The organism is Malikia sp. (assembly GCF_028687635.1).
In the GTDB taxonomy this organism is placed as follows: Bacteria; Pseudomonadota; Gammaproteobacteria; order Burkholderiales; family Burkholderiaceae_C; genus Malikia.
Genome location: NZ_JAQTZS010000011.1, coordinates 1 through 13,236, shown reverse-complemented (window position 1 = coordinate 13,236; position 13,236 = coordinate 1). Strand labels below are relative to the sequence as shown.

General features: G+C 67.8%; 11 protein-coding genes and 1 pseudogene. 8 read left to right on the top strand and 4 right to left on the bottom strand.

What is annotated here, in order from left to right; all coding sequences use genetic code 11:
- Positions 1-9 precede the first annotated feature (9 nt).
- Positions 10-1,323, top strand: coding sequence for a histidinol dehydrogenase (hisD, locus tag PHR85_RS08525; protein ID WP_300053015.1), 1,314 nt, complete (start codon positions 10-12; stop codon positions 1,321-1,323).
- A 35-nt stretch (positions 1,324-1,358) separates the two neighbouring features.
- Positions 1,359-3,374 (top strand): PAS domain-containing hybrid sensor histidine kinase/response regulator, encoded by a 2,016-nt coding sequence (locus PHR85_RS08520; protein WP_300053012.1) that lies wholly within the window; start codon positions 1,359-1,361, stop codon positions 3,372-3,374.
- Between the two features lie 220 nt (positions 3,375-3,594).
- On the opposite strand, the pseudogene PHR85_RS08515 reads toward PHR85_RS08520, so the two are convergent.
- A pseudogene (locus PHR85_RS08515) lies at positions 3,595-3,957 on the bottom strand (response regulator); the annotation flags it as partial.
- Between the two features lie 191 nt (positions 3,958-4,148).
- Between PHR85_RS08515 and PHR85_RS08510 the strand changes: the two are divergent.
- Positions 4,149-5,645: a PAS domain-containing methyl-accepting chemotaxis protein gene (locus tag PHR85_RS08510; protein ID WP_300053009.1), complete on the top strand. Its 1,497-nt coding sequence runs from the start codon at positions 4,149-4,151 to the stop codon at positions 5,643-5,645.
- Positions 5,646-5,652: 7 nt separating this feature from the next.
- Here the strand turns inward: PHR85_RS08510 and PHR85_RS08505 are convergent, their stop codons facing one another.
- Positions 5,653-6,381 carry an SDR family NAD(P)-dependent oxidoreductase gene (locus PHR85_RS08505; RefSeq protein ID WP_300053006.1) on the bottom strand — a complete coding sequence of 243 codons (729 nt, stop codon included), beginning with the start codon at positions 6,379-6,381 and terminating at the stop codon, positions 5,653-5,655.
- A gap of 19 nt (positions 6,382-6,400) precedes the next feature.
- The gene (locus PHR85_RS08500) at positions 6,401-7,339 is read right to left on the bottom strand and encodes a MerR family transcriptional regulator (protein ID WP_300053003.1); all 939 of its coding nucleotides are present in this window, start codon (positions 7,337-7,339) and stop codon (positions 6,401-6,403) included.
- A 117-nt stretch (positions 7,340-7,456) separates the two neighbouring features.
- On the opposite strand from PHR85_RS08500, the gene PHR85_RS08495 reads away from it, so the two are divergent.
- Genes PHR85_RS08495 through PHR85_RS08475 form a run of 5 tightly spaced genes read left to right on the top strand, consistent with a single transcriptional unit; the run spans position 7,457 to position 11,119 of the window.
- Complete coding sequence (locus PHR85_RS08495) at positions 7,457-8,041, top strand: glutathione peroxidase (protein WP_300053000.1); 585 nt, start codon at positions 7,457-7,459, stop codon at positions 8,039-8,041.
- A 12-nt stretch (positions 8,042-8,053) separates the two neighbouring features.
- Entirely contained in the window at positions 8,054-8,212 is a 159-nt protein-coding gene (locus PHR85_RS08490; protein ID WP_300052997.1) for a DUF2256 domain-containing protein, read from the top strand.
- Complete coding sequence (locus PHR85_RS08485) at positions 8,212-8,487, top strand: hypothetical protein (protein WP_300052995.1); 276 nt, start codon at positions 8,212-8,214, stop codon at positions 8,485-8,487. The genes PHR85_RS08490 and PHR85_RS08485 overlap by 1 nt, the downstream gene beginning before the upstream one ends.
- Positions 8,484-9,581 (top strand): DASH family cryptochrome, encoded by a 1,098-nt coding sequence (locus PHR85_RS08480; RefSeq protein ID WP_300052992.1) that lies wholly within the window; start codon positions 8,484-8,486, stop codon positions 9,579-9,581. Before PHR85_RS08485 ends, PHR85_RS08480 begins: the two co-directional genes overlap by 4 nt.
- Entirely contained in the window at positions 9,581-11,119 is a 1,539-nt protein-coding gene (locus PHR85_RS08475) for a cryptochrome/photolyase family protein (protein ID WP_300052989.1), read from the top strand. The genes PHR85_RS08480 and PHR85_RS08475 overlap by 1 nt, the downstream gene beginning before the upstream one ends.
- On the opposite strand, the gene PHR85_RS08470 is transcribed toward PHR85_RS08475, so the two are convergent.
- Positions 11,120-12,811, bottom strand: a complete 1,692-nt coding sequence (locus PHR85_RS08470; RefSeq protein ID WP_300052986.1) for a methyl-accepting chemotaxis protein — start codon at positions 12,809-12,811, stop codon at positions 11,120-11,122.
- Positions 12,812-13,236 lie beyond the last annotated feature (425 nt).

The following is a 13,236-nucleotide window of genomic DNA, read 5'->3' as shown; positions in this document are numbered from 1 at the left end:
TGTGAAAAGATGAAAGCCACCCCGCTCGTCCTGCGCACCACCGACGTCGATTTCGAGGCCCGCTTCCAGCAGCGCCTGCACTGGTCGGCCGACACCGATGCCGCCATCGAGCAGCGCGTGGCCGAGATCCTGGCCGATGTGCGCGCCCGTGGCGATGTGGCGGTGATCGAGTACACCCAGCGCTTCGACGGCCTGCAGGTCGAGGCCATGGCCGGGCTCGAACTGACTCAGACCGAGCTCAAGTCGGCCTTCGACGGCCTGCCCGAGCTCCAGCGCGAGGCGCTGCAGGCGGCCGCCGCGCGCGTGCGCCGCTACCACGAGGCACAGAAGCGGGCCAGCGGCGAGAGCTGGAGCTACCGTGACGAGGACGGCACGCTGCTGGGCCAGAAGGTCACGCCGCTGGACCGGGTCGGCATCTATGTGCCGGGTGGCAAGGCGGCCTATCCGTCGAGCGTGCTGATGAACGCGATTCCCGCCCATGTGGCAGGTGTCGGCGAGATCATCATGGTGGTGCCGACGCCCAGGGGCGAGCGCAATGCGCTGGTGCTGGCTGCTGCCTATGTGGCCGGCGTCACGCGCGCCTTCACGGTCGGCGGCGCACAGGCCGTGGCCGCGCTGGCCTACGGCACCGCGACCGTGTCGAAGGTCGACAAGATCACCGGCCCCGGTAACGCCTATGTCGCCAGCGCCAAGAAGCATGTGTTCGGTACCGTCGGCATCGACATGATCGCCGGCCCGAGCGAGATCCTGGTGCTGGCCGACGGCAGCACGCCGCCTGACTGGGTCGCGATGGACCTGTTCAGCCAGGCCGAGCACGATGAGTTGGCGCAGAGCATCCTGCTGTGCCCGGACGCCGCCTACATCGAGGCGGTGCAGGCCTCGATCGACCGGATGCTGCCCGAGATGCCGCGCGCCGAGATCATCGCCAAGAGCCTGAACGGGCGCGGCGCGCTGATCCTGACGCGCAGCATGGAGGAGGCCTGCGCCATCAGCAACCGGATCGCGCCCGAGCACCTGGAAGTGTCGTCGAGCGAGCCGATGCGCTGGGAGCCGCTGCTCAGGCACGCGGGCGCCATCTTCCTGGGCGCCTACACCAGCGAGAGCCTGGGCGACTACTGCGCCGGTCCCAACCATGTGCTGCCGACCAGCGGCACCGCGCGCTTCAGTTCCCCGCTGGGCGTCTACGATTTCCAGAAGCGCAGCAGCCTGATCGAGGTCAGCCAGGTCGGCGCGCAGACGCTGGGCCGCATCGCCTCGGTGCTCGCGCACGGCGAGGGCCTGCAGGCGCACGCGCGCGCGGCCGAGCTGCGGCTCGCGCCCTGACCGGGTTGCCCTCAACCATCCCAATCATCCCGTCGATGCAGACGAATCTCGATTTCGATGCCTGCGACGGGACGCGCTCCCCGCCGGCGGTCCCGCTCGACGAACTGCTTTCGGTCGCGGGGCAGGCCGCCGGTGTCGCCGCCTGGGACTGGGATCTGGTCAGCGGTGTGCTGCACTGGTCGCCGGAGATCTGGCCACTTTTTGGCTTCGATGCCACGGTGCGCCCCAGCCTGGAGCATTGGCGCGCGGTCCTGCATCCGGATGATGTGCAGGGCGCCAGCCAGTTGATCGCGCACTCGATCCAGCAGCGCCAGCCTTTCGTGACCAGCTACCGCGTCATCCTGCCCTCCGGCGCGACGCGCTGGCTCGATGCCTATGGCAGGCCTTTCCATGACGAGGCGGGCCGGCCGATCCGTTTTGCCGGCATCAACGTCGACGCCACGGCCCGCGTCCAGGCGGAGCAATACCGGCACCAGGCCGAACTGCGCGACGTCGCGCGTCAAGCCGAACAGCGCCAGTTCGACCAGCGCCAGCGCTACCAGGCCTTCATGAACCACGAGATCCGCACGCCTGTCCATGCGATGCTCTTGCTGGCCGAGACGCTGGTCAGGCAGGACATCCCGGCGGCGGCCGCCGATCTGGTCAGGCAGATGCGTGATGTCGCCCAGGTCCTGCAGGGCTTGCTCGACCGGTCGCTCGATTTTTCCCGGCTCGAAGCGAGGCGACTCGAGCCCGAGCGTCTCGCCTTCGACCTGGGGGAGATGTTCGACCTGCTGGAATCGATCTTTTCCGTCAAGTCCGAGCAAAGGGGACTGGAATTCCGCATCACGCCGCCGGCGGCGGGTTGGCGCGCGCTGATCGGCGATCGCTACCGGCTCGGTCAGATATTGGGTAACCTGATTGGCAATGCGCTCAAGTTCACGGCCAGCGGTCAGGTCGCGCTGAGCGTCGAGCTGCTCGAACAATCGCCGCGGCAGGTCAGGCTGCGCTTCGTGGTGCAGGACACAGGCAGCGGCATCGATCCGGTGTTGCAGCAGCAATTGTTCCAGCCCTTCGTCCAGTCCGACTCATCGATCGGCCGGCAGTTCGGTGGCGCCGGTCTGGGGCTGGCCATCTGTCGCGAACTGGTCGAGCTCATGGGCGGCGAGATCGGCTGCGACAGCGTGCCCGGCATGGGTAGCCGGTTCTGGTTCACCTTGTCTTTTGCCCGCCAGGCCAGCCCGGCGCTGGCCGTGCCCGAACCGCATCCCGCCGCGCCGCTGCCCCAGCGCACCGATGCCGAGCCGCTCGCGGAGGTGCGAGTCCTGCTGGTGGAAGACGAGCCCGTCGGGCGCGAGCTGTTCGCGCGTCTGCTGGCGGCCGAGGGGGCGCGGGTGCACCAGGTCGAGCATGGGCGTGCCGCGCTCGACTGGCTGGAGCTTCATCCCGCCGCGGTCGATGTCGTGCTGATGGACCTGAACATGCCGGTGATGGGCGGTCTGGTCGCCGTGAGTCGCCTGCGCGAGTCGCCTGTCTGGTCGCGACTCCCCGTGCTGGCCATGAGCGCCGACTCGCAGCTTCAAGCGCGCGACGCCGCGCTGGCGGCGGGCATGAATGACTTCTTTATCAAGCCGTTTCGGGTCGACGATGTCGTGGCCTCGATCCAGCAGCAGCTCAATCTTCGGCAGGGTGTCCCGCACTCCGCCGCGACCGCAGCGGCGGCATCCGCGCCGCTCGTCGAGCCGGCGGGAGTCGTCATGAATCCGGCCCATGGCCTGGCGGTTTGCGCCGGCGAGGAGGCCTACCGGCATTACCTCGGCCGTTTCCTTGAGCGTTACCAGTCGAGCGCCGCCGAATTGCAGTCGCCGCTCGCGGATCGGAACGGCCTCCAGGATCTGGCGCACCAGCTCAAGAGCACGGCCAGCTATCTGGGGCTGGAGCAAGTCGTCGCCGTGGCGCGCGAGGCGGATGGCGTCGCCCCTTCGCCGGACCAGCTGGACGTCTTGCGCTGGCGACTGCATGCCGCGCTGACCGAGGCCTTCGCCGCGATCGCCGCCCGGCGCAATGCTTGAACGCGTGGTTGAGTCGGCTGACATTGGTGCCCGCCGTGCGCGCCACCTGCTCCAGCTTGGGCGTGCGGCCCAGGCGGGCGAGCAGATGCGAGCGCGCGGCCTCGAAGACGAGGCTGTCCAAGGTGAACGGGGGCTGGGTCTGCTTGTCCCCGACGGGCTCCGGTCCCGGCTTGGGTTTCTTTTGCAGGTGTAGCGCCAGGCGCAAGCCCACTTCCTCGAAGTTGAACGGCTTGAGGATGTAGTCCGCCGCGCCCGCCAGCAGTCCCTGGACGCGGTCGTCGGGCGCCGTGTCTCCGGTCAGGAACATGATGTCGATCGCCCTGGTCCGGCTGCCCGTTTTCAGGATGCGGCAGGCGGTCAGCCCGTCGCAGACCGGCATGTTCACGTCCATCAACACCAGCTCGGGCTGCAGGCGCTGCGCCTGCGCGACCGCGTCCGCCCCATCGCTGGCGAGGTAGACATGACAGCCCTGCCGGCGCAGGTAGTTCGCCAGCAGTTCGCGCTGGATCTCCTCGTCCTCCGCGATCAGCAGGCGCCGCCCGCGCAGCCAGGACAAGCCGGCGCTCTGGATTTCGGCGCTCATCGATTCAGGCATGGCTGGAAGGGGGCACATGGAAACATTTGTCTGCAGCAATGGCCACACCTGTTTGGGCAATGCTGAACTGAGCATGGGCAAAATAAACTGACGCCAAAATGAACTTTATACACGAAAACATGAGCGTCAACAGGTCAGCCAACCAGGGGGAACTTGATTACGATCAAGGTTTGACGCTGATGTCGGTCACCGACACGCAGAGTTACATCACCTACGCGAACGAAGCTTTCGTGCGGATCAGCGGCTTCGAGTACGAAGAGCTCCACGGGCAGCCGCACAAGCTGGTCCGACATCCGGACATGCCGGCCGAGGCCTTTGCCGACATGTGGTCGACCATGAAGGCCGGCATGTCCTGGACCGCGTTGGTCAAGAACCAGCGCAAGAACGGCGGCCACTACTGGGTGCGCGCGAACGCGGCTCCGATGGTGCGTGGCGGGCAGGTCGCGGGCTATATCTCGGTGCGCACCAAGCCCCGGCGCGAGGAAGTCGCCGCCGCCGAGCGGCTGTATGGCGATTTCCGCGCGGGCCGCGCCGGATCGCGCCGGTTTCACCGGGGCTTGCTCGTGCGCACGGGGATCTGGTCTTTTCTTTCCCTGTTCCAGCTGATCTCGGTGGCGGCGCGCATCCATCTGGTGCTGGCATGCCTGGCCTTGGGCAATCTGGCGCTGCTGGCTTTGCTCGGGCTCGGTGCGGGTCCGCTGGCGGTCGCCGCGGCGGTCACGCTGCTGCTGACCGGCTTGGGCGATGTCTGGCTGCAAGCGCAGATCAGCCGCCCCCTGGTCAAGGTGGCCCAGCATGCCCAGTCCGTGGCGGCGGGCAACCCGGGCCGGACCCAGCACCTCAACCGGGTCGACGACATCGGCATGATCATGCGGTCGGTGAACCAGGCCGGGCTGAACCTGCGTTCGCTGGTGGACGATGTCGATGCCCAGGTCGATGGCCTCCAGGGTGTCGGTCAGCGGATCGAGCGGGCCGGCGGCGACCTGGCCGCGCGTACCGAGCAGTCGGCGTCCGGGCTCGAACAGGCTTCGGCTTCGATGGAGGAACTGACCTCCACCGTGACGCAGAATGCCGACAGCGCGCGCCAAGCCACCCAGCTGGCTCAAGGCGCCAGCCAGGCCGCCGTTCGCGGTGGCGAGGTGATGGGCCAGGTGGTCGATGTGATGCAGCGCATCACCACCAGTTCGCAGAAGATAGCCGACATCATCGGCATGATCGACGGCATCGCCTTCCAGACCAATATCCTCGCGCTCAACGCGGCCGTGGAGGCCGCCCGGGCCGGTGAGCAGGGGCGCGGCTTCGCGGTCGTGGCCAGCGAAGTGCGCAGCCTGGCGCAGCGCAGCGCCGGCGCGGCGCGCGAGATCAAGTCCCTGATCGGGGAAAGCGTCGCGCAGGTGAAGGGTGGTTCCACCCTGGTCCAGCAGGCCGGCGAGACCATGCAGGGCGTCGTGCGCGAGGTCCAGCGCGTCAGCCGGCTGATCAGCGAAATCACCACCGCCAGCAACGAGCAGGCCAATGGCGTGTCGCAGGTCAGCGTGGCGGTGGTCCAGCTCGATCGGGTGACGCAGGAGAACGCCACCATGGTGCAAGACAGCGTGGAGGCGGCCCAGGGATTGATGGCCCGGGCCGAGCGCCTGGGCAGTGCGGTCGCCGTCTACAAGAACACGCACGATTGAGCGGTTTTCACCAGGGAATGGCTTGCCCGGCGTGGTCGACGAACCGGGCCCGCCCGTCAGGTTCGAGCCCATCGAGCACGCGCAGCAGCCGGCCGGCCGAATCGAGCGGGTCCAGCGCCTGTTCGCCGACGAAGGGCCGGCTCAGGCCCGAGCGTACCGTGCCGGGCTGCAGCGCCGCGACCACGGCCAGCGGGCGCCGGCGCGTGATCTCGATCGCGGCGGTCTGCAGCAGCATGTTGAGCGCGGCCTTGGACGCGCGGTAGCCGTACCAGCCGCCCTTGCGGTTGTCCTCGATGCTGCCGACCCGGGCCGACAGCTTGGCCCAGATCACGCGCTCGCCGCTGGCGAGCCGGGGCAGTAGCTGCTGGAGCAGCAGCGCCGGGCCGATCGCGTTGACGCTCATGGCGTCGAGCAGCGCCTGGGCGTTCAGGTCGTCCAGCCGTTTTTCCGGGCCGCGTCCGTTCAGGGTCAGCGCGCCGGTGGCATCCAGCACCAGCTGGAACGGGCCTTGCTCGGCCAGCGCCGGCGCCAGGCGCTCGATGCTGGCCGGGTCCATCAGGTCGAACGCGGGCTGACTGCCGCGCGACAGCGCGGTCACGCCGGCACAGCGCGGATCGGACCGCAGCCGGGTCACGAAGGCCTGGCCGATGGCGCCGCTGGTGCCCAGCACCAGGGCCGAATAGCCTTCGCGCAGGCTGTGCATCGAGGCGAAGGGGGGGGTTGTGCTGTCTTGCATCTGGTTTCCTGCTGGGTGATCAGCCATGGGCCGCGCGCCAGCGCGCCAGGCCGGCGCTGACCTGCTCGTCATTGACGACGCACTGCACGCCGCCGGGCCGGTGGCGCCTGCCGATACCGGCCCAGCCGCCGCCGATCCAGAGTTCGACCTCGGGCGGCAGCTGCTCGCGCAGCAGGGCCAGTTGCTCCGCGATCTCGCGTGTCGAGGCATGCAGGCTGATGCTGAGCGCGACGATGTCGATCCGGAAATGCCCGACCGCTGCCAGGATCTCGCTCGCTGGCAATCTGGGGCCGAGCGCTATGCGCTCGCAGCGGCCGAGCGCGAAATAGCATTCGGCCATCAGCAGCCCCAGCTGGTGCTGCTCCTGTGGCAGCGTGGTCAGCAGCACGCGTGGCGGCTGGCTGGGCTCGGGGTGGCTGTCATCGAGGCGGGTGATGGCTTCGTGCAGCACGGACTGCAGGGTCTCGGTGAACAGATGCTCCTGGTGGATCGAGAGCTGGCCGGCCAGCCAGGCCTGGCCGATGCGCTGGCCCAGCGGGGCCAGCAGTTGTTCGATCGCCCGTGACAGGCCCAGTTGCCGCAGCTCCTGCTGCAAGGCCACCCGCAGTTCGGCCGGCTTGCCGTGCTTGAGCCGCTCCAGCCAGTCGTCCAGCGCGGCCGCGTCGGGCGGGTCCGCCGCCTGGCAGCTGGTCTGCAGCAGATGCTCCAGTGCCGGCAGCGCCAGCGGCACCACCTTGCCCGCTCGATGGCCCAGGTCGAGCAGGCGCTTGATGCGCAGCAGGCGTTCGAGCTGTGGCGGGTCGTACAGCCGGTCGCCGCGCGTGTCGCGCAGCGGCGTCGGAAAGCCGTAGCGGCGCTCCCAGACCCGCAAGGTGTCCTTGCCCAGGCCGGTGTCGCGCTCGATCTCGGCGATGTCCCACAGGGTGTGTGCTTGGCTACGGGCGGCGGTCTGGTTCATGGTCGCGGGGAGATGAGGCCGGGCAGGCGATTCGGATTTCGGGCTTATCGCGGACGGCGTGCGCGATCGGGTTAAATGGAGCATACTTCTATTTGTCCAAGACAAATAGAAGCCGTCATGAAATCCATGCATCTGGGTCTACCGTTCGCAGCGGCCTTGGCGGCTGTCCTCCATGGCGCACCCGCGCAGGCCGCCGAGCCGGCCAGCTGCCCGGCCACGCTGCAGCACAGCTTCCCACGCCTGCAGGACGAGAAGCCGCAGTCGCTGTGCCAGTACAGCGGCAAGGTGCTGCTGGTCGTCAACACCGCCAGCTACTGCGGCTTCACCGGCCAGTACGAGGGCCTGGAGCAGCTTCACGCGCGCTACCGCGACCAGGGCCTGGTCGTGCTGGGCTTTCCGTCCAATGACTTCGCGCAGGAGACTGGCAATAACCAGCAGATCGCCGAGTTCTGCGCCAACACCTACGGCGTCAAGTTTCCGATGTTCGCCAAGAGTTCGGTCGCCGGTGCCCAGGCTTCGCCCTTCTTCCGCCAGCTGGCCGATGCCACCGGCCAGAAGCCGCGCTGGAACTTCTACAAATACCTGATCGGTCGCGGCGGCAAGCCGGTCGCATCCTATTCGAGCATGACCAGCCCCGACAACAAGGGCCTGCTGCGCGAGATCGAACGCCAGCTGGCCCTGCCGGTGCCGGCCGCACGCTGAAATGCTCCGGCCATGAAGATGAAGAAGAAAACCGACCTGCCCAGCAAGACCTGTGCCTGCTGTGGCCTGCCCTTTGCCTGGCGCAAGAAATGGGAGCGCGACTGGGATCAGGTCAAGTATTGCTCCGAGCGTTGCCGCCGCAGCGCCCCCAAGGCGCAGGAGGCCCGCTGATGACCAGTTCACGAGCGCAAGCCCCGTCGTTCACGGCGGGGTCTAGCGAGTCTCTCTCTGCTAAAATCTCTGCTGTTGCCACGACGGTTCCGAATTCTTTTTTTGCCATCAGGCAGTCGGAGCCCAGCACAGAAATTTCCGGTAATTCGCCGTCCCACATGGGAGTCCGAGAGGTAGGCGTTTTGCTGAATGAGTCGGCGCAAGCCGACGCGGCCGGGCATGGCCGTCTCGCAGGAGGAATCACCGCCATTGATGGCGGCGAGGATGTCAATTGAAGCCGCGCCTGCGAGCGTTGGGCAGCGACCTGCTGGAGCTGTCGGGCCTGCCCGCTGAGCGGTTGCCCGAACTGATGCGCCAGCTCGGCGCCAGCCTTCTGGTCTGCGAGGAAATCGCCGCGCCCGAGGAACAGGATGCCGTGCAGGCGCTGCGCGCGGCCGGGCTGCGGGTCGAGACGGTCTGGCAGTCCAGCCTGATCGATCCGGCCGATCTGCCCTTCGCGCCCGAGGCCGTGCCCGACACCTTCACCACCTTCCGCCAGCAACTGGAGCGCGCCGGTGCGCGCGAGGCAGCGCCGCTGCCCGAGCCCGATGCGCTGCCGCCGCTGCCGGTCTTGCCGGCCGATCTCGCGGCCAGGGCGGCGCGGCCCGCAGCCGTGTCTGTTGCCGCCGATCCGCGCAGTTCCTTTCCCTATGCCGACCCCGCCTGCCACGGTGGCGATCGCGCCGCGCTGGCCCATCTGCGCCAGTATTGCGCGCGCGGCCTGCCACACAGCTACAAGGAGACCCGCAACGGCCTGGTCGGGTTGGACTATTCGAGCAAGTTCTCGCCCTGGCTCGCGACCGGCGCGCTGTCGCCACGCCCGGCCATGGCCGCGATCCGCGCCTTCGAGGCCGAGCGCGGTGCCAACGACGGCAGCTACTGGCTCTGGTTCGAGCTGCTCTGGCGCGACCATTTCCGCTGGATGGCGTTCAAGCATGGCCGCCGGCTCTACGGCGCGCGCGGCCTGTCCGAGCGGCCCTTGCCGGCCCACAACGCCCGCGGTTTCGAGCGCTGGACCCAGGGTCGCACCGGCGACGCGCTGGTCGACGCCGGCATGCGCGAGCTCATCTCCACCGGCTATCTGTCGAACCGGCTGCGCCAGAACGTGGCCAGCTACCTGGTGCATGACCTCGGCGGCGACTGGCGTGCCGGCGCCGCCTGGTTCGAGTCGCAACTGCTCGACTACGACGTCCACAGCAACCAGGGCAACTGGCTCTACATCGCCGGGCGTGGCACCGACCCGCGCGGTGGCCGCCGCTTCAACACCCACAAGCAGGCGCAGGACCACGACCGCGACGGCGCCTATCGCCGGCTCTGGGGGGCAGCCTGATGCAGCCCGGCCCCACGCTGCGCCTGATCCTGGGCGACCAGCTCAATCCGCAGCATGGCTGGTATCGCGAGTCCCGGCCCGACGTCGTCTACCTGTTGCTGGAGCTGCGCCAGGAGACCGACTACGTCGTGCACCACGCGCAGAAGGTCATCGCGATCTTCGCCGCGATGCGCGACTTCGCGCGCCAGCTCAAGGCCGCCGGCCACCGCGTGCGCCATGTCGCGATCGATGACGCCTCGAACCGCCAGAGCCTGAGCGCCAACCTCGACGCGCTGATCGCCCATTACGGCGCCAGCGTCTTCGAGTGGCAGCAGCCCGACGAATGGCGGCTCGACGCACAGCTGAATGAATGGGCCGCGCGCCAGACCATTGCCTGCCGCGCGGTCGACAGCGAGCATTTCTACACCGCGCGCGGCGAGGTGGCCGAACTGTTCGCCGACCGCAAGCAGTGGCTGCTTGAGCATTGCTACCGCATGCTGCGCCGCCGTCACGGCGTGCTGCTCGACCCCGACGGCAAGCCGGAGGGTGGCCAGTGGAACTTCGATGCCGACAATCGCAAGTCCTGGCCCGGCGATCCGCCCGAGCCGGCCGACTGCCGGCCGCGCCATGACCATTCCGCGCTCTGGCGCCAGATCCAGGCCGCTGGCGTCGTCACCATGGGCCAGCCGCAGGCGGCTGATTTCCGCTGGTCGCTCAACCGCGCCGAAGCGCTGCAGCAGCTCGACGACTTTATCGATTCCGGCCTGCCGCATTTCGGCGACTACCAGGATGCGCTCTCAGGAAAAAGCTGGCGCCTGTTCCACTCGCTGCTGTCGTTCGCGCTCAACACCAAGATGATCGGTCCGCGCGAGGTGGTGCAGCGCGCCGAGCAGGCCTGGCGCGAGGGCAGGGCGCCGCTGGCAGCGACCGAGGGCTTTATCCGCCAGATCCTGGGCTGGCGCGAATATGTGCGCGGCGTCTACTGGACCCGCATGCCGGGCTATGTCGAGTCCAACGCGCTGGGCCATCAGCGCCCGCTGCCGCGCTGGTTCTGGAGCGGCGATACCGGCATGGCTTGTCTGTCAGCTGCAATCGGCCAGTCGCTGCAGCAAGCCTACGCCCACCATATCCAGCGCCTGATGGTGATCGGCAACTTCGCGTTGCTGGCCGGGCTCGACCCGCAGCCGCTGCATCGCTGGTACCTGGGCATCTACATCGACGCCTTCGAATGGGTCGAGGCACCCAACACCCTGGGCATGAGCCAGTTCGCCGACGGTGGTCAGCTCGCGACCAAGCCCTATGTGTCAAGCGCCGCCTACCTGGACCGCATGGGCGACCACTGCAAGGGCTGCCGCTACGACAGGAAGGCCAGGACCGGCGCGCGCGCCTGTCCCTTCAACGCGCTCTACTGGGACTTCTTCGAGCGCCAGGCCGAGCGCCTGCGCGGCAACCACCGGCTGGCCATGGTCTACAGGAACCTGGACAAGATGACGCCCGAGGCGCGCCAGGCCTTGCGCGAGCAGGCGGCCGCCACGCTGGCGCGGATCGAGACGCTCTGATCAGAAAGTCTCCCAGTCGTCCTCTTCATGGCGCGCGGCCTTGGCGGGGGCGTTGCGGCGCTCGACCGGCACGGCCTGCGCCGGCTTGTGCTCGCTTCTGACCTGCAGCGGGCCGCCGAGCCCGGCGGGGTCGACGGCCTGGCCGGTTTCGCCCGGCCTGAGCTTGAACGCGGCGACCGCCTGCACCAGGCCTTGTGCCTGCTGGTTCAGGCTCGAAGCCGCCGCCGCCATCTGCTCGACCATCGCGGCGTTCTGCTGCGTCGAATGGTCCATCTGCATCACGGCTTCGCCGATCTGGGACACACCTTGGCTCTGCTCGGAGCTGGCCGCGCTGATCTCGCTCACGATGGCGGTCACCCGCTCGATGCTCGTGACCACATGGTCCATCGTCGCGCCGGCCCGATCGACCAGCGCCGAGCCCTGATCGACACGCTCGACGCTGTCGGTGATCAGCTGCTTGATCTCCCTGGCAGCCGCCGCGCTGCGCTGGGCCAGGCTGCGCACCTCGCTGGCGACGACGGCAAAGCCACGGCCCTGCTCGCCGGCGCGCGCGGCCTCGACCGCCGCGTTGAGCGCGAGGATGTTGGTCTGGAACGCGATGCCGTCGATCACCGTGATGATGTCGGCGATCTTCTTGCTCGACTCGCTGATGCCGTGCATGGTGTCGACCACCTGCGACACGACACGACCGCCCTGCGCGGCGACACTCGATGCGTCCTGTGCCAGCTGGTTGGCCTGGCGCGCGTTGTCGGCGTTCTGCCTCACGGTGCTGCTGAGCTGTTCCATCGAGGCCGAGGTTTCTTCCAGCGCGCTGGCTTCCTTCTCGGTGCGCGCGCTCAGGTCGTGGTTGCCCTGGGCGATCTGCGCGCTGGCCGTCGCCACCGCCTCGGAACCCGAGCGCACCTTGCTGACGACCTGAGCGAGACCGGCCTGCATCTCGCCGAGCGCCTGCAGCAGCTGCCCGGTTTCGCTGCGGTCGCCGGTCGCGATGGGATAGCTGAGGTCGCCGGCCGAAACCGCGCGCGCGACCGCCACGGCCTGTCCGATCGGGCGCGTGATCGCGCGGATGATCCAGACCGCCAGCAGCAGCGAGGCCAGCAGTGACAGGCCACCGATGATCCAGGTGCTGACCTTGATCGCCAGCACGGCGTCTTCGGCCTGCGCGACCGACTCGGCCTTCATTTCGTCCTGGATCCTGATCTCTTCCTGGATCGCATCGAAGAAGGTGATGTGCACCGGTATGATCTTTCCGGTCAGGAAGGCGATCGCCTCGTCCCGCCTGCCATCGGCGACAAGGGCCAGGAAGGCATCGATCTCGGAGTCGTACCTGTCGCGGCGCGCGACGATCTCGGCGAGCGCGGCACGGCCTTTCGTGCTCGTGACCAGCTGGTCGAGCTGGGCGCCGATCTCGGTGATCTGCTTGCGCGAGGCCAGGACGCGTCGGACCTCGTCCTGAATCGCATTGGCTTCCTTGAATATCACCATGTTGCGCAGCGCGCGCGCCTGCAGGTTGACCTCGTTGTTGTACTGGCCAAGCCCGGCCTGGATGACCATGCGCTGCTCGATCACCACGTCGAGCGTCTGCTGCATCGTGTGGGTCTTGTACAGGTTCATCGCGCCCATGAAGACGGTCATCAGCACCATCAGCCCGAATGCCAGCCTCAGCCTGGTGGCTATCGTCATGTTGTTCATCGCGAATCTCCTGGTGACTTTTCCTGGAAAGGCCCATTGCGGTCCGGTTCGATCCTGTTCGGTTGCTCAATGGCAATTGGCCTGCCGCCGCCGCTCTGCCTGGGCGGCAGGATGCGGCTCTCAGCTGGTCAGGATCTCGCCCAGCGCCTGTACCAGCTGGGCGCATTGTGCATCGGTGCCTATCGTCTGGGCAACCGCATTTGGCCGTAGCTTCCCAGGCTGGGATGGCTTCATGCGCCATGGCGCGTCGGCGCCAATGGTGATCGCAATAACCTTGTTCAAGTGATGGAATATGAGCCAGGGCGATTGCGCTATGTAGCCCGGGAATGATCTGAGACTGGGCTATTGAGCTGGCCGGGTGGATACTGAAGGCATGCTTGCCAACCCCCAGACCTACTTCGCCGAGTTGCCCGACCCCAGGAGGC